This window comes from Enterococcus sp. DIV0561 (assembly GCF_050539875.1).
GTDB classification, from domain to species: Bacteria; Bacillota; Bacilli; order Lactobacillales; family Enterococcaceae; genus Enterococcus; species Enterococcus faecalis.
On the sequence record NZ_CP172927.1, the window covers coordinates 926,535 to 947,358 of the forward strand.

General features: G+C 37.4%; 15 protein-coding genes and 1 pseudogene. 13 read left to right on the forward strand and 3 right to left on the reverse strand.

Annotation, left to right across the window (positions count from 1 at the left end; all coding sequences use genetic code 11):
* The first annotated feature begins 167 nt into the window (after positions 1-167).
* Genes IGM13_RS04525 through IGM13_RS04535 form a run of 3 tightly spaced genes read left to right on the forward strand, consistent with a single transcriptional unit; the run spans position 168 to position 2,503 of the window.
* Positions 168-752 (forward strand): hypothetical protein, encoded by a 585-nt coding sequence (locus tag IGM13_RS04525; RefSeq protein ID WP_002419111.1) that lies wholly within the window; start codon positions 168-170, stop codon positions 750-752.
* A gap of 22 nt (positions 753-774) precedes the next feature.
* Positions 775-1,830, forward strand: a complete 1,056-nt coding sequence (locus IGM13_RS04530) for an endonuclease subunit UvrC (protein WP_002419112.1) — start codon at positions 775-777, stop codon at positions 1,828-1,830.
* Positions 1,831-1,846: 16 nt separating this feature from the next.
* Entirely contained in the window at positions 1,847-2,503 is a 657-nt protein-coding gene (locus IGM13_RS04535) for a 5'-methylthioadenosine/S-adenosylhomocysteine nucleosidase (protein WP_002379209.1), read from the forward strand.
* Between the two features lie 103 nt (positions 2,504-2,606).
* Here IGM13_RS04535 and IGM13_RS04540 read toward each other — a convergent pair whose 3' ends face one another.
* Positions 2,607-4,844, reverse strand: a complete 2,238-nt coding sequence (locus IGM13_RS04540) for an ATP-binding cassette domain-containing protein (RefSeq protein ID WP_002383429.1) — start codon at positions 4,842-4,844, stop codon at positions 2,607-2,609.
* Between the two features lie 161 nt (positions 4,845-5,005).
* Between IGM13_RS04540 and IGM13_RS04545 the strand changes: the two genes are divergently transcribed.
* The 6 genes and pseudogenes from IGM13_RS04545 to IGM13_RS04570 all read left to right on the forward strand — a co-directional run bounded on the left by IGM13_RS04545 (position 5,006) and on the right by IGM13_RS04570 (position 12,389).
* Entirely contained in the window at positions 5,006-7,162 is a 2,157-nt protein-coding gene (locus tag IGM13_RS04545) for an amidase family protein (protein ID WP_002419113.1), read from the forward strand.
* A gap of 76 nt (positions 7,163-7,238) precedes the next feature.
* Positions 7,239-8,183 carry an aminoglycoside phosphotransferase family protein gene (locus tag IGM13_RS04550; RefSeq protein WP_002419114.1) on the forward strand — a complete coding sequence of 315 codons (945 nt, stop codon included), beginning with the start codon at positions 7,239-7,241 and terminating at the stop codon, positions 8,181-8,183.
* 42 nt (positions 8,184-8,225) lie between these two features.
* Positions 8,226-8,868 (forward strand): annotated as a pseudogene (locus IGM13_RS04555) (DUF4767 domain-containing protein).
* A 109-nt stretch (positions 8,869-8,977) separates the two neighbouring features.
* Positions 8,978-9,391, forward strand: coding sequence for a nucleoside-diphosphate kinase (gene ndk / locus IGM13_RS04560; RefSeq protein WP_002419116.1), 414 nt, complete (start codon positions 8,978-8,980; stop codon positions 9,389-9,391).
* Positions 9,392-9,550: 159 nt separating this feature from the next.
* Complete coding sequence (gene aspD, locus IGM13_RS04565) at positions 9,551-11,161, forward strand: aspartate 4-decarboxylase (protein WP_033591557.1); 1,611 nt, start codon at positions 9,551-9,553, stop codon at positions 11,159-11,161.
* A 142-nt stretch (positions 11,162-11,303) separates the two neighbouring features.
* The gene (locus tag IGM13_RS04570) at positions 11,304-12,389 is read left to right on the forward strand and encodes a hypothetical protein (RefSeq protein ID WP_002419118.1); all 1,086 of its coding nucleotides are present in this window, start codon (positions 11,304-11,306) and stop codon (positions 12,387-12,389) included.
* Between the two features lie 115 nt (positions 12,390-12,504).
* On the opposite strand, the gene IGM13_RS04575 is transcribed toward IGM13_RS04570, so the two are convergent.
* Positions 12,505-13,308, reverse strand: a complete 804-nt coding sequence (locus tag IGM13_RS04575) for a Cof-type HAD-IIB family hydrolase (RefSeq protein ID WP_002383439.1) — start codon at positions 13,306-13,308, stop codon at positions 12,505-12,507.
* A 205-nt stretch (positions 13,309-13,513) separates the two neighbouring features.
* Here IGM13_RS04575 and IGM13_RS04580 point away from each other — a divergent pair, with 205 nt between their 5' ends.
* The 3 genes from IGM13_RS04580 to IGM13_RS04590 all read left to right on the forward strand — a co-directional run bounded on the left by IGM13_RS04580 (position 13,514) and on the right by IGM13_RS04590 (position 17,052).
* Positions 13,514-14,089 carry a DUF1361 domain-containing protein gene (locus tag IGM13_RS04580; RefSeq protein WP_002383440.1) on the forward strand — a complete coding sequence of 192 codons (576 nt, stop codon included), beginning with the start codon at positions 13,514-13,516 and terminating at the stop codon, positions 14,087-14,089.
* 151 nt (positions 14,090-14,240) lie between these two features.
* Positions 14,241-15,647 (forward strand): NCS2 family permease, encoded by a 1,407-nt coding sequence (locus IGM13_RS04585; RefSeq protein ID WP_002419119.1) that lies wholly within the window; start codon positions 14,241-14,243, stop codon positions 15,645-15,647.
* A 208-nt stretch (positions 15,648-15,855) separates the two neighbouring features.
* A complete protein-coding gene (locus tag IGM13_RS04590) occupies positions 15,856-17,052 on the forward strand; it encodes a multidrug efflux MFS transporter (RefSeq protein ID WP_002381323.1) in 1,197 nt (398 codons plus the stop codon).
* 54 nt (positions 17,053-17,106) lie between these two features.
* Here the strand turns inward: IGM13_RS04590 and IGM13_RS04595 are convergent, their stop codons facing one another.
* Complete coding sequence (locus IGM13_RS04595) at positions 17,107-17,292, reverse strand: YjzD family protein (RefSeq protein ID WP_002355945.1); 186 nt, start codon at positions 17,290-17,292, stop codon at positions 17,107-17,109.
* Positions 17,293-17,409: 117 nt separating this feature from the next.
* Between IGM13_RS04595 and dnaE the strand changes: the two genes are divergently transcribed.
* The gene (gene dnaE / locus IGM13_RS04600) at positions 17,410-20,739 is read left to right on the forward strand and encodes a DNA polymerase III subunit alpha (RefSeq protein WP_002419120.1); all 3,330 of its coding nucleotides are present in this window, start codon (positions 17,410-17,412) and stop codon (positions 20,737-20,739) included.
* The last annotated feature ends 85 nt before the right edge of the window (positions 20,740-20,824 follow it).

The following is a 20,824-nucleotide window of genomic DNA, read 5'->3' on the forward strand; positions in this document are numbered from 1 at the left end:
CCTATCTCATCTATAATCAATCGAGTCCTCTCTCATTATAGAGTCTTTTGTCTTTTTTTTGTAATAAAAAACAGAAAATTTTCCGAACAGTTTTGTAAGGTGTTGTAATATAGTGTGATATAGTAGAAGATAGCCACCTAAAAATTAGACTAGAGGAGGGAAAGTTGATGTCTTTAATCGTTTTAATTGGTGCCCAAGCTGTCGGGAAAATGACCGTTGGCAAGGCTTTAGAAAAGCAGTTAGATGCTAAATTACTATTTAATCATCAAACCATTGACTTATTTGCAAACTATCTTGGGTATACGGAACGTGCGTTTCAATTGTCTGATTCCGTTAGAAAGGAACTTTTTCATGCCTTTGTAGAAAATCCAGCCACAAATACAACAAAAAACATTATTTTTACAGTGGTGATTGCTTTTGATCAAGAACAGGATTTTCAATTTTTAGAAGAAATATCAGAAATTTTTCTTAGTAAACATGAGTCCGTTTATTTCGTCGAACTCGTCTCTTCAACAGAAATCCGCCTAGAACGGAATGTTCATCCAGAGCGGCTAGAGGAAAAACCTTCAAAACGCGATGTCGACTTTTCTCGAAAAGAATTACTCAATACCTTTAAAGAACATCGATTAGTAAGCCACGAAGGTGAACTAGAAAGTACATTTCCAAATGTAAAAATAACGAAAATAAATAATTCAAACATGACACCAGAAGAAGTAGCAACGAAGATAATTACTACTTTTGGTTTGACATAATGTGAAGGGAACATCGGAATCAATGAAAAAGTTTTTTAAATATCTCGGTATCTTGATGGTCCTTCTTCTAAGCATAGCTTTAATTTTGATAGGATATTTAACCTTCCGAGAGTTTCGACCGCGAGCGATTGAACCAGTTGCTATAAATAAACAATTTTCAGAGCAAACCATCGAAAAACAGCAATCCATTTCTTTAGTCACGTATAACATTGGCTATGCCGGCCTAGGACAAACAGAAGATTTTTTTATGGACGGTGGCAAAACTGTCCAACCAGTTAATAAGGCAATGGTCCAACAGAATTTAACGGGCATTGAAGAAACCTTAAAAGAATTACCGGCGATGATTTACTTATTCCAAGAAGTCGATCGTCGCTCGCAACGTTCTTATGAAGTCAATCAAGAGGAAGAATTACAAAAACAGCTACAGCTGAACAGCGCATTTGCTTATAATTTTAAGGTAGATTATGTGCCCATTCCTTGGCCGCCGATTGGACGAGTAGAAAGTGGTTTATTAACATTATCAAATGAAAAAATAACAGAGGCCAAACGCATTGCTTTACCCAATCCCTTTCGTTGGCCCGTTAGCATTAGTAACTTAAAACGAGCGCTTCTAGAAACGCGCTTTCCAATTAAAGGCACAGACAAAGAATTAGTGGTTTTTAACTTACATTTGGAAGCCTATGACAATGGGGAAGGGAAGATTGCTCAAAGCAAAAAGTTAGCTGACGTATTATCCCAAGAATACGCTAAAGGAAACTATGTAATTGCTGGAGGTGACTTTAATCAAGTTTTCAAAGGCAGTCATCGATATCCTGACCTAGGGGAAGCTGGTTGGGCACCAGGAGAAATTGATCCTGCAGACTTACCTAAACATTTTTCACTTGCTTATGATGACCAACAACCGACTGTGCGGGTGCTTAATAAGCCTTACACTGGCTCTTATGAAACATCTCAAGTGTATGTAATTGATGGTTTTATTGTTTCTGATAATGTGGCTGTTCATAGCGTGAAAACAAAGGACGAACAATTTAAATATACAGATCACCAACCTGTGAAGATGGAAGTTGGGTTGAAATAGAAAAAGGAGGAGATAGATGAAATTAGGGGTTATTGCCGCAATGGATTTAGAGCTTCAAAAATTATTGGAATATTTTCCACCACAACGAAAGATACAGCTAGCAAAAAATACATTTTATATTTATGAACAAAAAACATCGCAAGTCATTATGGTTTGTGCAGGACAAGGAAAGACGAATGCTACGCTATATAGTCAAATACTTATTGATTCATTTCAAATAGAACAACTAATTAATATCGGTATTTGTGGCTGTTTAAATGAAAAACTGCAACTCTTTGAGATGGTGCTAGGTGAGGAATACTGCCATTACGATATTCGTGAAAGACAGTCAATCAATAAATTTCCTTATCAGCTGTACTATAAAGGAGATAAAGGAATGCTGGCCGAACTTCAACATCTAGATGAAAAGATAAAGTGTGTTCGTTTTGGAACTGGAGAAGGCTTCGTTTGTGACACAACTGAAAAAAGAAACTTAATTGAACAATTCTCTATTGACTGTGTGGATATGGAATCCGCAGCTATTGCACAATGCTGCTTTTTAAATGATTGTGCTTTTGTTTCTATAAGAATTATTTGCGATAGAGCGGATGCTAACGCAGTCAAAGTAACAGAAGATACACAAACACAGGCAATGGAAAAAGTATTTGAATTGGTCTGTGCATATATAAATTAAAAAAGAAAGAGCTTGGAACAAAAATCCAGAAAGATTTTTGTTCCAAGCTTAAAAAGTAATATAGGTTGGGGATAAAAGTAACATTGTTATTGTTCCAATTATTTTATAGATAGCCTTTAGTAATAGAATGAGTGGAATTTAGCATATTTGCTGGGGTTCCTGTAAAAAGAAGCTGTCCGCCGTTTTCTCCACCTTCGGGACCTAGTTCAATCAACCAGTCGGCACTTTTAATCACGTCAATGTGATGTTCTAATAAAATTAAGCTGTTTCCTTCTTCTACCATTCGATTGAAAAGTTGAAGACTTTGTTGGATATCAATTAAGTGTAAACCATCTGTAGGTTCATCCATTAAATAGATAGCTTTTTTTTGGTGAAGTGTGTCTGCTAATTTTACCCTTTGCAATTCGCCACCAGATAATGTTGAGAGCGATTGATTGAGTTTAAGGTAGCTTAAGCCAACTTCCAGTAAATTTTTTAATGAAAGAGCAAAAGGCTGGTCTTTGAAAAAATCATAGCCATCTTTAACGCTTAAAGCTAGTACTTCAACGATATTTTTTCCGTTATACAGATAATGAAGCACCTCTTCTTTGTAACGCGTTCCGTGACAGGTTTCGCAAATACTAGTAACATCCTCCATAAAAGACATATCGGAGACAATTATGCCTTTCCCCTTGCAAGTAGGACAGGCGCCTTTGGAATTATAGCTAAATAAAGCTGGACTAACATGATTTTCTTCCGCAAACAGTTTGCGGACCTTATCAAAAATATTGAGATAGGTCATTGGTGTGGATCGTAAATTTGCGGTAATGCTTTTTTGTGAAAGATGAATAATTTCTTGGTTATCAGCTTGGGCTTTTTGATAAATTTCTTCCGCTAATGATGATTTACCTGAACCAGCGACCCCACAAATAACAGTCAAAACTCCTAACGGAACTTCGACAGATAGATTGTTTAAATTATGCAGTGTCGCATGTTCGATTGTTAAAGACTTCCTTGCTTTTCTTGGTTGGTCGTTTAAAGGGAGCGGCTCTTGAAGCGCTTGACTAGTCAAGGTTTTGGAGGCTAGAAATGCGTCATACGTTCCTGAAAACTGGACATGGCCACCATTTTCGCCTGCGAAAGGTCCTATATCGATGATAAAATCAGCTTCTCTAATTAATTGTGGATTGTGTTCCACCAGAACCACGGTGTTTCCTTTATTTTTTAAATTGAGCAACGCACGACTGATCCGTTCGATGTCCTTTGGATGTAAGCCAGCACTTGGTTCATCTAAAATATACATAATATCGTTTAAGGCGCTGTTTACATACTTAGCAATTTTAATCCGCTGTGCTTCACCACCAGAAAGTGTTTCAGTTGCTCGTCCTAATGTGAGGTAGGAGAGACCGATATTAATTAATGCTTCTAGACGTACAAGTAGCTCTTCTTGAATATTTTTTATTAAGGATAGGTCCATTGAACGAATAAAAGAATGTAATTCAGTGAGTGGCATGTCAACAGCATCAGCAATACTTTTCTGATTAATTTTGCAGCTACGAACACGTTCATTGACTCTACTTCCTAAACAATCAGGACATCTTTTTACGGTAACAAAGTGATTAAGGTATTTTTGATGACGTTTGCCTTCGTCTGTATGCAATATGCTACGTTGCATGCGCGGGACGATTCCTTCATACAAAGCTGTATGAGGCCACTCTTTGGGTGGATTAGCTAGTTTTTGTTGTGGAGCATATAAAAATAATGCTAACTCTTCAGGAGAATAGTCCTTGATTTTTTTATCCAAATCAAATAGACCACTATGGGCATAACGCTTCCACCGCCAGTTGCCAACTGTAAATGTGGGGAAATCGATAGGCCCTTCGTTTAATGATTTGTCATAATCAACTAGCTGATGAAGATTGATTTCGGTAATCTTTCCTAAGCCGTCGCATGTTGGACATTTTCCATCTGGATGATTAAACGAAAAAGTATCTGAATAACCAACAAATGGAGAACCTGCTCGTGAAAACAGCAAACGTAAAAACGTATAAATATCTGTATACGTTCCCACTGTCGAACGAGAATTACCTGCTACTTTTTTCTGGTCAATGACAATTGCAACAGGAAGATTCTCGATTTTTTCAACTTCTGGACGACCATATTTGGGTAAGTAATTTTGAACAAACGAACTAAATGTATCATTTAGTTCACGACGTGATTCAGCGGCTAATGTGTCAAATACTAAGGAGGACTTTCCTGAACCCGAAAGTCCAGTAACAACAGTTAGTTGCTTTTTAGGGATATTGACAGAGACATTCTTCAAATTATTTTGTGTTGCGTGCTTAATTTCAATCCATTCCATTAAAAAACCTCCGTTTCTATTCTATTTTAGCATATAAAAAGAACCTAGCCTAAAAGTTGAACATTGGAATTTTCAAGAGAACTTTACTTTTTAATCGCTTTCATTTATGCTATAAGTAATACAGATTTTTTATCTGTATTAATAGATAAAGGATGTGACTTATGAAGAAGTCGATTTTGTTCAAAAAGTTAGGGATTATTTTATTAATTAGCCAAACACTGGTAGGGGTACCAATGTTGGCACAAGAAAGTATACTAGAAACAACCGTTCAAACAGAGACGGAATCAGTAACAACAGAAACCAGTCAGACTGTAGCTAATTTAGAATCTGAAACTACTAGCCAAACGGTGATGCAGGAAAAAGAATCCTCTTCGGCAATCGCCGAAAGCAGTAGCGGAAATGTGGTGGCAGTAACTACTGAAACCACAAATGAGATACAAAATAGTGATACAGATAGAAAAGCTGTTTCTGCAGAGAATGTTTTTTCAGAAGCAGATTATAAACAAGCAACTGCACTGGAGTTAGCAACTTTAGTAAGAGAAAAAAAGGTAACGAGCGAAGAATTAGTAAAAATTGCGTTGGCCATCACTAAACGTGAAAATCCTACATTAAATGCGGTCATTACTTTACGAGAAGAAGCGGCTTTGACAGAAGCAAAAGCTTTACAAGATACAGGTCAACCATTTCTAGGTGTGCCGCTCTTACTAAAAGGGTTAGGACAATCCTTGAAAGGTGAAAGCAACACGAACGGTTTTGGTTTTCTCCAAGATCAAGTAGCTGGTGGGACATCGACCTTTGTCAAAGCACTACAAAATGCTGGATTCATAATCATTGGTCAAACGAATTATCCAGAATTAGGTTGGAAGAATATTTCAGATTCAAAGTTATATGGCGTTTCCGTCAATCCATGGAATCCTAACCATTATTCAGGTGGATCTTCAGGCGGAGCGGGTGCTAGTGTCGCCGCGGCATTTGTTCCCATTGCTTCTGGAAGTGATGCTGGTGGTTCTATCCGCATCCCTGCTTCTTGGACAGGCACCGTAGGCTTGAAACCTTCTAGAGGAGTAATCATTGGTAATTCTAATAGTGCAAAAGGTCAAACTGTTCACTTTGGTTTAAGTCGAACCGTGGCGGATACAAATGCATTATTTGAAACCTTATTAACCAAAAAAGATCTTCCTGCGGGACATTTAAGTCAAGCGCAACCCATTGCTTATACAACAGAATCCCCTGCCGGAACGCCTGTAAGTGCCGAAGCAAAAGAGGCGGTCGCTGAAGCTGTTGCTTTTTTAAAAGACCAAGGGTACACATTGGTTGAAGTGAAGCACCCTGTTGATGGGGAACGTTTAATGAAAAATTATTATACTGTAGCTGCTGGCTCAGCAGGAATTGCCGATTTTATGGCGCGGCAGAAATTGAAAAGACCGCTTGAACGAAATGATGTAGAACTGTTAACATGGGCGCTTTTTCAAACAGGAAAAAATATAACGAGTGAAGAGACAACTGCGGCTTGGACAGATATTGCTTTACAAGCACAAGCGATGGACGAATTTTATCAACAGTATCCTATCTTATTAACACCAACGACAGCTGCCACCGCACCTAGTATTGATAATCCGTTACTAAAACCAGAACATGCAGCACAGATGGAAAAAATTGATCAATTGTCACCAGCAGAACAAAAACAATTGATTTATGACCAATGGCTGACGGCGTTCACATATACACCGTTTACACAACAAGCAAATTTATTTGGACATCCAGCATTAAGTGTGCCAACTTACGTTTCAAAAGAAGGACTGCCTTTGGGGATTCAATTTAATAGTGCATTAAATGAAGACCGAACATTGCTACAATTAGGCGCTTTATTTGAAAATAACCACAAGATAAATCAACCACATGTAGAAGAACCAGAAAAAGACAAAGAGCCAGATACAAGCGGCGAGCCAAACAAAGACAAAGAGCCAAATGCAAGCGGCGAACCAGACAAAGACAAAGAAACAAAAACAAGTGAAGGACCAATCGAAGGAAAAGATCAAAACCAAAACCAAAACCAAAACCCAGACAAAGCTGGAAAAACTACTAGTGAGTCATCCTTAGATAATTCGCTGAATTCATCAGTAAATCAGGGAACCAAATCAACAGAAAGTACGCATGCTTTTTCTAATAAAAGTATGATTGGGAAACAAGAACAGCTTCCCAAAAAAGTATTACCAAAAGCAGGTGCAGAAGTACCTAGTACTTTCTGGATTGTTTTAGGAGGAGCTTTCTTAGTAACGAGTGGAACGATTTATATAAGGAAAACTAGAAAACGATAACCAGTGAAGGCTGGAGACAATTTATCCCCAATTGTCTCCAGCCTTTTTTCTTTGGTATACTAAAACCAATAGGGAAATGGAGGCGAAAGTAATGAGGGCGTTTGAGAAGATTCCAGCGTTTCAGCAATGGCAAAAAGTTGAAGTTATTCACCGTGGTTGGTCAACTGATTTAAAGTTTAAAGTTACCAAAAATCAAGAAACCTTTTTATTGCGAATTTTTCAACAAGAAGAGTTATTAGCCAAACAACAAGAATATCAATTTATCAAAAAAGTAGCGGCGTTAGGATTTCCCAGTTCTAAACCTTTTTTATGTGCACCTATTCCTGAAAGTGAACAAGGATACATGTTATTAACGTATCTAGAAGGTGAAGACTTAAGCGATGTTTTACCCGCTCTTTCTCCCAAAAGACAACTGAACTTAGGCGTAGAGGCGGGCCGCTATTTAAACAAAATCCATAAGCTTTTGTTGCCTGAAAGGATTAGTCAAAGAGAGATTGCGCAAAATTTATACGAAAAAAAGCAGAGCCAACTAAATAAGTATAAGGAATCTCAATTTTGTATGCCGTACCAGCAGCCAATAATTTCATATTTAGAAAAACAATTACCATTATTGCAACAACGGCCTGTGGTTTATCAGCATGGAGATTTCCATGTGGGAAATTTTATTTACTTGCCAACTAGGCAGGTCGGTGTGATTGATTTTAATCGATGGGATTTTGGGGATCCTTATGAAGAATTTTACAAGTTACAATTTTTTTCAAGAAAGGTTTCGCCATTGTTTGCTTATGGTCAATTACAAGGTTATTTTGCTGGGAAAGTTCCTACCTTATTTTGGCAGTTTCAAAAGCTTTATACTTTTCACGCAGGACTCTATTCTTTAGTTTGGGCACTGAGCTTTGGTGAAAAAGAAATCAGGACTATGGAACAGCAATACCAACAATTACTAGAGGACTATAATTGTGGAGAATTACTAGTTCCCAAATGGTTTTCAACTATCCAAAGAAAGGGATTGAGATTTTAGGTTTATTTCGATAGAATAAAAATAAAAACAGGAGTTTAAGGAATGAAACTAAACGGGATTATTATGATAGCGGTTGTTGGAAGCGTTTTATCTGGCTGTGGTTGGCAAAAATCGAAAGAGGAATCACAGAAAGTGCGAACCGTACAAACAATGTGAAGAAACAAGAGCAATTTCAGCAACCGAAGTTAGTCAAACCACGGCGTTGGAATTAGAGCAAACAACGCAAACACAAGAATTAACTGAATTAGTTACAGAAGAAGGGACGATTTGGAATCAGCAAAAAGCAAAACAGTTAGGACAATACATGGAAACCTGGGGTCAAGAACGCAATCAGAACTATCAAGCGTACCAACCAGGTCACTCTGTAGCTTTTTACACGATTCAAGTGCCTGATGATTTATTGAGTTATGAACCTAAAATACAACCAGCTATTGGGAACAATCCCATTTGGTTAAATTGGTCAGAAACTGGCAACGAAGGGGGTTATTGTCTGGTGGCAGTATACTCTGACAGTGCGACACAAGTTGCCCAGAAGCATGTCTATTTATTTACTTTAGTGAATGGTGAAGCCAAAGTTTATGTGAGTAAAGAACAGCCAGTAGAAGAGCAACCTTATTTGTTTTTAAAAGAAACAAGTAATACAGAACTGAAAGAACAATTCACAAACCTTGTGAATAATCTTTAATTTTTTATTTAATCAAAAGGAAAAGAAAATTTATCATTGACAAAGTATCCGCTTTCATTTTATTCTGTAGCTACCCCTTGGGAAAGGGCAAAAGGAAGTTTTGAAAGGGATGGAAGAAAAAATGAAGGAAACAAGTTTAGTAATTATTAAGCCAGATGGCGTTGAACGAAAGTTAGTTGGCAAAATCATTCAACGTTTTGAAGATAAAGGTATTGACTTATTGCACCTTAAATTCGAACGACTAACAGTAGAAACAGTGAAGGAACACTATGAGCATTTAAAAGATGAACTATTTTTCCCTGAATTATTAGCCTATATGACAAGTGGCCCAGTGGTTGTGATGGTCGTTGTAGGGGACAATGTGGTTAAAAAAGTGCGTAAATTAGTTGGAGCAACGAATCCGTTAGATGCTGAAAGTGGCTCCTTACGAGCGGATTATGGGTTGTCTGTCACCAAAAATTTAATCCATGCTTCTGATTCTGTCCAATCAGCAAAAATTGAGATGCAACGGTTCTTTGGTTAATCAGCGAAAAAGAAGCAATCCTTTATTTTTTATAAAGGATTGCTTCTTTTTTATTAATTGTCAGAATATTCCGCTTAAATGGTTGACATCTGGAGGTAGAAGAGTAGTATAGACTACATACTAAATACTAAATGACTGCGTGTGCTTCAGGAGGATAAAATGATAACAAGTGATGAATTGACAGAAAACCTTAGTCCGTTTGAATTAAGTCTATTTTTAGAGAAGAAATTACATGAAGAAAATCATAATTTAGAAACATTGTTAAATGCAGGGCGAGGCAATCCTAATTGGACGGCGCCAACACCAAGGGAAGCCTTTTTTTTATTAGGTCAATTTGCTACAAAAGAAACGTTAAGAGAGGGGAGCGAACAAACGGCTGGTATGATTCAGCCAAGTTTTGGTAGAACGCAACGCTTCTTAAACTTTTTAGCAGAAAATCCTAGCAAAGGGGCAACCTTCTTACAAGAAATTTGGACAGCAGAGCATAACTATTTTGGGATGGATAAGGAAATGTGGTTAGATGCCATGTTAGACTATGTGATTGGGGATAATTATCCGAATCCTGTTCGTTGCTTGAAGGCGTGTGAACAACCGATTAAAGCATATTTAAATCAAGAATTATTTTCCAGTGAAGCACAACCGTTTGATATTTTTGCCGTTGAAGGTGGTACAGCAGGGATTTGTTACTTGTTTGATACGTTGGCAAATAATTATTTACTAGAAAAAGGTGATCGTATTGCGTTGTTATTACCAACGTTTGCTCCTTATCTAGAAATTCCAGAACTACCACGTTATGATTTTGACGTAGTTAAAATCAAAGCAGAGCAAATGATTATTGATGGAAAAACGACGTATCAATACTCAAACAAGGAAATTGATAAACTAAAAGACCCGTCCATCAAAGCGGTTTTTGTCGTAAATCCCAGCAATCCAACTGCTAATGCTATGGGAAAACCTACCATTGAACAAATCAAACAAATCGTTGCAGTGGATAACCCTAAGTTAATGATTTTAACAGATGACGTTTACGGAACCTTTGTGCCAGCTTTCCGTTCATTATTTACGGAGTTACCTTACAATACAGCTTGTATCTATTCTTATTCTAAATACTTTGGTGCTACCGGTTGGCGTGTGGGGACCATTGCGGTCAGCCAAGAGAACATCTTTGATCAATTATTAAAAGAATTGCCAGCGGCTCGAAAAATGGAATTACAGGCACGTTATGCTACATTGAATGCAGACACAAGCCAAATTAACTTTATCAGCCGCTTAGTCGCAGACAGCCGCGATATTGCGTTGAACCATGCAGCGGGACTTTCTTCTATTCAGCAAGCGATGATGGCTTTATTTAGTTTGTATGCTTTGTTAAAAGACGGTCAAGCATATAAAGACGAAGTGATGGATATTTGTCATACGCGTGAAAAGCTCTTGTTCCGCACCTTAGGCATTGAAGAGCCTTTAGCAAGTTTAAATACAGCATACTATTGTGAAATTAACTTTAGAGACTGGACAGAAAAACGTTATGGCCCAGAATTTTCAAGTTATTTAACGAAATCGTGGACGATCACAAAAGTATTAACCTCTTTAGCAGAAAAAGAAAAATTAATGCTTTTAAAAGCGGATGCTTTCGGGAGTGACAAATGGTCAGTTCGAATTTCTTTAGCCAATTTAGCTACTAACCAATATAGTGAAGTTGGTAAACGAATGATTCGCCTATCTGAACACATTAAAGAAGAGTGGTTGCGCCAAAAGCGCCAAGCAATTAAATAAAAAAACGCTAAGTCTCTTAAGCTACAGGAGACTTAGCGTTTTTGTTTATTATTTATTCATTTTTCCGTCAGTTTTGGTTTATAAATGTTTGCTACACTGGAGATAAGAGGAAATTAAGCGTTTATAAAAAGGAGAAAAGTGAATGAAACATATTAAAGGAATGTTGGTTTTTATCGGATTATTTATTTTGGTTGGTTGTGCGCCAGATCAAGAGTCAACGAAACAAACAACAAGTGGACCGCAAGAGACAAAGCAAGTGAAGCAAGTTACCGTCACCAATCAAACGACTTCTGCGGTGGAAAAACAAGCGCCGACTAAAAATGACGAACTGATTGCTAATCAATTGACTTTTGATTCTCATGAATACACGTACGAAGTGGTTACAGGGGCCACACAAACGACATTTGGGACAACCCCACCAGCAAAATATACACCAGAAGAAAAAAAGGAAAAAATGTTTTGGTCCAATCAACCGCCTTTGGGATTAATGACGGGTAACTATTATAAAAATGAAGGTGTATTTACTGGCGGAAATTACGGCATTGTAGAGATTATTACGGAACCTGAAACGCAACGGATTCTGAATGTTGAGTTTACAGAGTTTGCTAGTGATCCTTATTACGATACACGCTATTCGGGTGTCAACAAACGCCTGTCGGATTATCCTGAATTTCAAGCAAGCAACACGCGTACAGACGATACGTTAGTCACCGTTGTTAATGGTATTACTTATGTAGAAAAACAAATGCGTGACGAAAATCGTGTCACAGGTAATTTTTATACGGTACGCGGTTCATCAACTTCTGCTCGTGAAGGTTTAATGCCTTTAGCAGCAGAGATGGACACTTGGCTAAAAGAGCCATCGAAAGAAACGTATATCGGTTACGCAGAAGATTTAGGTAATGGCCTAATCGGTCGACTTCAAGTGATAACAGAAGAGCAGAAAATAAAACATGTCAGCTATGATGAATACTTTTCAGATGAACAGGAAAAAATCACAGAAACAGCCCTGCGGCCTTTTTATCGTCAATCGAAATATTATTCACCAGGATATAATAAACAAACCAACAATTCTTTTATTCATTTTGTAGATGCACTAACAAAGGCCATTACGACACAACAAACTTTATCCGTTAACGAAGAACAAGAGCTACAGCATCCGTCTTTTACTACTTATCAAAGATTGGCTGAAAAAATCAGCACGTTTCAAAATTCATTGAAGGAATAAGAAAAACGAAAGTAGGGCATAAGTCGTTTCGACTTATGCCCTACTTTTGTAATCTTAAGATTATCAGCTAAACCAAAGTGAGTTCTTTTTAAAGAAATACTTTTATTTTAGCCTTTTATAGATCTAAATAATTTTCTAAGTAATCTGCTAAACCATCTTGATCATTTGTTTTTTCAGTGACATCGTTGGCTACGGATTTAATTTTATCCGTGGCATTGTTCATAGCAACACCCCAACCAGCATAACTTAACATTTCTTCGTCATTATGTTCATCGCCAAAAGCAATGATATCAGCTGGTTTGACAGATAAAAAGTTCGCCACTTGATCAACGCCATGGGCCTTTTGAATTCCTTTTGCGACCATTTCTAAAATAGGCATTGGACCGCCCCAAGTGCGGACATCAATATAATCACCATATTGTTTTGTCAATGTATCAGCAACTTTTTCAGCTTGGTTTGGCGTGGTCCGAACCATCATTGAGGTAGGATTGGTTCGTAAATTTTTAGCATTAAGTAAATTATCTAAGGTTGCTTTGGAAGCAAAAAATTTCGGATCGAACCCATCTAACGTATCGATATAAAATGTTTCTTTGTTTTCAGCAGCAACAAAATCTAATTGTAATTCTTTTTTCTGTGCCAAAATGTCAAAGACTAGGTCACGCTCAATATTGGCTTCGCTTTCCAAGTCCCATTTTTTCTCTGGAATGTGAACTAAAGCGCCGTTAAAGTTAACCATAGGGGTCGTTAGGCCAAGTTGTTGGTAAAATTGATGACTCATTCTATAGGGACGTCCAGTGGCAATACTGACGTAATGACCGTTGTCAATCGCTTTTTTTAGTGTTTGTTCGGTTTTTGGACTGATTAAAGACTGTGCATTTAATGTTGTGCCGTCTAAATCAATAGCAATTAATTTTTTCAAGTAAAAATTCCTCCTAAATGCCTTTTACTCAGTCTAGCATAAAACCGAAGATTATCAAGGGGAGAAGCATGTTCATTTATAAGGTTTAAAAAAAAGCTTAAGAAGTATGCTACACTAAAATAAACCGTTTGAAAAAGGAGCGCAGAGCATCTTGAAAAATTCTAGAAATTATTTACGAGTGATCACCTTAATCTATTGTATCTATATGTGGTTATTTGCTACGCATTTTCATTTTATGGCGTTGAACGTGTTGTTAGCCTACATTCCAATTGAACTTAGTTATCTTTTAAACGCAGAAAAACGTAAAAGGGATTGGTTGATAGGTTTTGCTTGGTTAATTTTTTATCCTAATGCGCCGTACCTATTTACGGATTTTTTTCATTTAGAAACGCTATCTATTTATCGAGGCTTTAATACGATTTTTGCAAACCAAATTGGTGATTGGTGGGCGTTTGTTTGCTTAACTAGCGGGATTGTTATATATGGACTTTTAGGGATGAAAACAGTAACAACTGTTAGCCAGAAATTGCAAAGTTATTGCGGCTATAGAACAATTATAGGCTTTCAAGCCAGCCTTCATTTCTTGTCTGCTTTGGCGATTTATGTTGGACGTTTTGATCGATTACACAGTGTCTATCTTTTTATGAATCCAATTGAAACAGTGAAAATTATCTTTTTTGACTGGTCCCTTCAAAAATTAATGTTTATTTTATTAATGATGTTTCTACAGATGCTGTTGTTTGGGCTAATCCAATTATTAGGAAAAGAAGAAGCAATGTAAAGCTTTTTCTTTTTTTATATCCGTAAAATACGAACATTATATAGATAAATATATATAATAGTTAATATTTTGTTGTAAAAAGATAGCGATTCTCTTATAATCAAAGAGTAATTATTCGAAAACATGGATTTTAAGGGAGAGAAGTGCAATTATGAATACGTTTTTCAAATTAAAGGAAAACAAGACAACGGTATCAACTGAAATAATGGCGGGGGTTACGACCTTTTTTGCAATGAGTTATATTTTATTTGTTAATCCGTCCATTCTTTCAGAAACAGGGATGCCTTTTCAGGCTGTTTTTTTAGCGACCATTATTGCTTCAATCATCGGTACATTAATTATGGGGCTGTTTGCTAATGTACCTTACGCTCAAGCACCGGGAATGGGACTCAATGCTTTCTTCACGTTTACGGTCGTTTTTGGGATGGGGTATACTTGGCAACAAGCATTAGCAATGGTTTTTATTTGTGGTTTGATTAATATTTTGATTACAGTGACAAAAATTCGCAAAATGATTATTAAAGCAATTCCAGAGAGTTTACAACATGCTATTGGTGGTGGGATTGGAATTTTTGTCGCTTATGTAGGGTTGAAAAATGCTGGCTTACTAAGTTTCACAGTACAAGCAGAACCTCAAAATGGTGTTGTGAATGGTTCGAGTATCGTGCCCGCTTTAGGAAATTTTGATAATCCAGCTATTATTTTGGCGGTAATTGGGTTAGTTTTAACAACGATTTTAGTTGTCACCAATGTTCGTGGGGCTATTTTAATTGGCATCGTGGTTACTACGTTAGTCGCAATTCCAATGGGGGTGGTAGACACTGCTTCGGTTGATTGGCATGCTAATTCGTTGGGCAATTCATTTAAAGAATTAGGTACAACTTTTGGCGCTGCTTTTGGTGCTGAGGGCTTACAGTCATTGTTTAGCGATTCTTCAAAAATTCCTCAAGTTTTAATGACCATTATTGCCTTCAGTTTATCAGATACGTTTGATACAATTGGAACATTTATCGGTACGGGACGTCGAACAGGAATTTTCTCTAAAGAAGATGAATTAGCTTTAGAAGATAGTAAGGGCTTCAGCACTAAAATGGACAAAGCTCTATTTGCAGATGCTATTGCAACATCTATCGGTGCGATTTTTGGTACATCGAATACGACAACTTATGTAGAAAGTGCAGCAGGAATCGGTGCGGGTGGTCGAACAGGTTTAACATCGGTAGTGGTAGCAATTCTATTTGCCCTAAGTAGTCTTTTTTCACCACTTATTGCTATTGTACCAGCACAAGCTACGGCTCCAGCGTTAATTTTAGTGGGAATTATGATGTTAGCTTCTTTCAAAGACATCAATTGGACGGATTTAGAAGATGCGATTCCAGCATTTTTTGCTTCAATTTTCATGGGATTATGTTATAGCATCTCTTATGGGATTGCTACTGGGTTCATCTTTTATGCAGTGGTGAAAGTAGTCAAAGGGAAAGCCAAAGAAGTTTCACCAATTATTTGGGTCATTGATGCGTTGTTTATCTTAAACTTTGTAATCTTAGCTATTTTATAGTAAACAGAAGTGAGGCTGAGATAACAGCGGTTAGCTTCGAAGGTGTTGCATTTATTCAGCTATTTATCTTAAGCCCAAGTGTTAAGAAGTCTGGCAGATTGGTCGTTTTGACCGGTCTGCCAGACTTTTTTTAAAAGAATTTTCTTTTGAGAGATTCACTCTTTTAGAGTATAGTGGTAGGTGAAGAGGTGATAAGGTGGATAAAAGTATGAAAATAAAATGGAAGCAGAATTTATTAGTCGCATGGATTGGTTGCTTTTTTACAGGGGCGAGTATTAGCTTAGTTATGCCGTTTATTCCAGTATATGTTGAACAATTAGGGACGCCTAAGAGTCAAGTAGAGTTGTTTTCTGGATTGGCAATTTCTGTCACGGCATTTGCTGCTGCGATTGTTGCGCCGATTTGGGGAAATTTAGCTGATCGAAAAGGTCGGAAAATTATGATGATTCGGGCTGCAGCAGGAATGACGATCACAATGGGGGCGTTAGCGTTTGTCCCTAATGTATACTGGCTGCTGATTATGCGTTTTATGAACGGGATTTTATCCGGCTATATTCCTAACGCAACAGCGATGATTGCGTCGCAGGCGCCAAAAGAGAAAAATGGCTGGGCTCTAGGAACATTATCAACAGGTGCAATTGCTGGGACGTTAATTGCGCCATCGATTGGCGGTGCGTTGGCACAGTGGTTTGGAATGGAAAATGTCTTTATTATTACCGGCGTTATTTTATTCATTACAACGTTGTTGACTATCTTTTTAGTTAAAGAAGATTTTCAACCAGTTGAGAAAAAGGATTTATTAACGACGAAAGAAATTTTTAGTAAGATGGATCATGTTTCAGTATTGATTGGTTTGTTTGTGACTACGTTAATTTTACAATTAGGAATTACAAGTATCAGCCCAATCTTAACGCTATATATTCGATCTTTAAGTGGCGATACAGAGAATGTATTATTTGTTAGTGGTTTGATTGTTTCGATTGCCGGCGTTTCAGCAATTATTTCTTCTCCAACTTTGGGAAAAATTGGGGACCGCATTGGGAACCAAAAAGTTTTATTAGGCGGATTAATTCTTTCTTTTATTTGTTACATTCCCATGGCGTTTGTGCAAACACCTTTTCAGTTAGGCGTTTTACGATTCCTTTTAGGTTTTTCAACAGGCGCATTAATGCCATCAATTAATACGTTAATTAGTAAAATAACGCCAACGGAGGGCGTAAGTAGAGTTTATAGTTACAATCAGATGTGTAGTAATTTCGGTCAAGTTTTAGGACCGATGGTAGGGTCAACAGTTGCCCATGGTTTTGGCTATTCTTCTGTTTTTCTGGTAACCGCTTGTTTCGTTTTAGGAAACATTGGGTTGTCCTTCTTTAATTTCCGAAAAGTTTTAAATAAAAAGCTCTAAACAGTTGAAAAGATAAAAAAACCAGTTACAATAACTTTAGTAACTGGTTTTTTCTTATTTAACAGGTTTGGTTTCTTTCGGTACTGCAAAGTGTGCAATTAATAAAATAATAACGGCTGTTGCCAACGATAGAATCGTTGTCATTTTAAAGTCGTATGAACCACCAGATAATGCACCGCCGATATATCCAACGACTTGGCCTAATGCGAAGGTCCAGAAAAATACAACAAGATAACGCATATGAGCACCTCTTTTCTAGCTCTTAGTTTAGCATATTTTCTTTAAAAGTAAAGAATCCGCGATAGGAAAATAAGAGAAGAGGCAAAAAATAGCAAGGATTCAAAAAGGAGCTGTCCAATGTCATTTCCACAATTACATACCGTTACTTCCTATTCGCTTTTATCTAGTACGGTTAGGATTCGTTCCTATGTAAAACAAGCGAAAGCGTTAGGTTATCAAACATTAGCGATTACCGATATCAATGTCTTGCATGGGGCGGTTGAATTTTATGAAGCATGCCAAGAAGCGGGAATTCAACCAATTATCGGTTTAAGATTAGAATATACCCCAGCAGAAAAAGAAGGGCATTCCGAATTGCTTTTATTTGCTAAAAATTTAAAAGGGTATCAGCAATTAATGCAACTATCTAGCAGCAAAATGACGACAGAGGGTCCCTTTTACTTAGCAGAACATCAATCCTTATTAAGTGATTTATTTGCCGTGACTTTGTCAGCTAAAGGAGAAGTCGCCCAAACATTTTTTGAAGATGAACAACAAGCGGTTCACGCTTTCCAACAACTTGCTTCATATTTTGATCCCCAGTCGTTATTTGTTGAACATTCTTTTTCAATGAATCAACAACGCAATCCAGCGCTCTTTTCTTTTTACCAAAGAGAACAATTACCTGGCGTGGCTTTGCAAGAGGTACGTCATTTAACAAGGGAAGAAGGCTTTGCCGTAACTGTTCTTGAGAGCATCAAAGAAAATAATCAATTGAATATTACAAGCCAAACACCGGAAATAGAAGGTCTGAATTACTTGCGTGAAGCAGAGACGACGATGGAACAAATGCTTCAAATAGCTGGTGCAGAAGTGGTCCAGAATACGATTCAGCTAGCTGAAAATTGCCGAGTTGACATTCCTTTACATCAAAAATTATTACCGCATTTTCCTGTGCCTGATAATCAAACGGCTGGTTCTTATTTACGCACATTGTGTTTAGAAAAATTACCAGAAAGAGTGCCTCATCTAAATGAAGTTTACCAAAAACGATTAGAAAAAGAGTTAACCATCATTCACAATATGGGCTTTGATGATTACTTTTTAATCGTTTGGGATGTGATGGACTTCTGTCATAACAATCAAATTGTTACAGGCGCTGGCCGAGGTTCAGCTGCGGGCTCTTTAGTGTCCTATGTGTTATCAATTACAGATGTAGATCCAATCAAATATGATTTGCTTTTTGAACGTTTTTTGAATCCAGAACGCTACACGATGCCCGATATTGATTTAGATATTCCTGATAATCGGCGGGAGGAAGTTTTAGCTTATGTCAGTCAAAAATACGGTCATTATCACATGGCGCAAATTGCCACGTTTGGTACGATGGCTGCGAAAATGGTTTTACGGGACGTTGCACGTGTTTTCGGGTTGTCACAGAGTGAAGCGAATCGTTGGTCGGCAGCTGTCCCAAACAAGCTGAAAATTACGTTAGAAGAAGCGTACCAAGAGTCGAAACGGATGCAAGAATTGGTCAATTTTTCGCCAAATAATCAATTGCTCTATAAAACAGCTGTTCAGCTAGAAGGATTGCCTCGTCATGTTTCTACGCACGCAGCAGGTGTGGTAATTAGTGATGAAAATCTTTTGAATTTGGTTCCGTTACAACTAGGATCGAATGAAATTTTATTGACCCAATTTACTATGAATGATGTTGAAAAAATTGGTCTTCTGAAAATGGATTTCTTGGGCTTAAGAAATTTATCTATCATTGATGATACCCTCACAGATATTAAACGCGTCTATAATCAAACCATTCATTTAAATCAGATTCCATTAGATGACGAAACAACGCTGGCTTTATTTAGAAAAGGGGAAACAAGTGGTGTTTTCCAGTTTGAATCTGCTGGAATTCGGAATGTATTAAGAAAATTAGGACCAACTAGCATTGAAGATATTGCTGCTGTCAATGCCTTGTATCGTCCTGGTCCGATGCAAAATATTGATGTTTTCATCCGCCGGAAAAAAGGCTTGGAACAAATTAGTTATCCAGAGCCTAGTCTCGCCCCCATTTTAGAAAATACGTACGGAATTATTGTTTACCAAGAGCAGATTATGCAAGTTGCTGCGAAAATGGCAGGCTTCTCTTTAGGGCAAGCTGACATTTTACGTCGGGCCATTAGTAAAAAGAAAAAAGATGTGCTAGATGAAGAACGGAATCATTTTGTTAATGGTGCGTTACAACAAGGCTATCCCCAAGAAACAGCTAACCAAGTGTACGATTATATTGAGCGCTTTGCTAATTATGGCTTTAACCGCTCGCATGCATTTGCCTATTCCTTTATTGGTTTTCAAATGGCTTACTTGAAGGTTCATTATCCGAGTGCTTTTTATGTCGCATTGTTGCATTCTGTTCGTCATAATCCAACAAAAATTAAAGAATATATTGGCGAAGCTAGAAAAAACAAGCAGACGATTTTGCAGCCGTCAATTAACCAAAGTCACTACAGCTTTTACCTAAATCAGCAACAGCAAATTTTATTTGGTTTTAGTTCTTTAAAAGGAATCCGCCGAGACTTCATTCAAAATATTTTAAATGAACGCCGAGAAAATGGACCGTACAAAACGTTCGATGAGTTTCTTTTGCGAATTGATCGTAAGTGGTTGAAAGTTGAAAATATCGAACCATTGATTGCCATCGGTGCATTTGACGAAATTGCACCCAATCGCCGTCAATTAGCGGTAGGTTTAGAGAGTAATATCCAAAGTATTCTTCTCAGCGGTGGTAGTATGGATTTGTTAGAAACGTTGAAGCCCAAGGAAGAAGAAATTGCCGATTATCCGCTAGAAGAGCGACTAGAACAAGAAGAACAATATTTAGGGGTCTATTTATCAGGACATCCGACAGAAGAGTTCAAAAAAACACGCTTAGCCAAGCAAACGCAACTTGTTCATGAACTTGTTGAAAATCAGCCCACGAAATTATTGATTTATGTCAAAAACATTCGGACGATTCGGACCAAAAAGGGAGAACAAATGGCCTTTGTTGATGGGGATGATACAACAGGAAGTATTTCACTAACGTTGTTCCCAACTGTTTTTCGCCAGTTAAGACAGAGTGTCGAGAAAGGGCAAGTTTATTATGTGGAAGGAAAAGTGGAACGCAGTACGTACAATCAAGAATTGCAAATATTGGTTCAACGAATAGAAAAAGCGCAACAAGTAGAAACATCAATTAGTGACGAAACGTGTTTTATCAGAATTACAAAAGATGTCGAACAAACGGACGTTTTTCAGAAAATGAAAGAGGTACTCAGTCGTCACGCTGGACACATTCCAGTGATTGTCTATTTTGAAAAAACAGGAAAGAAAATAGTATTAAATGAAGAAAATTGGGTCGCTCATACAAGCGCTAGTCAGCAACAATTAGCTTACGTTTTAGGTGAGCAAAACGTCATTTTCAAATGATTTACGGTAAAAAATACTAGTTGTTTTCAACTTTTTTCATTTTTTTCTTCTTAACTCAAGACATTTTGGTTCTTTAATGGTAAAA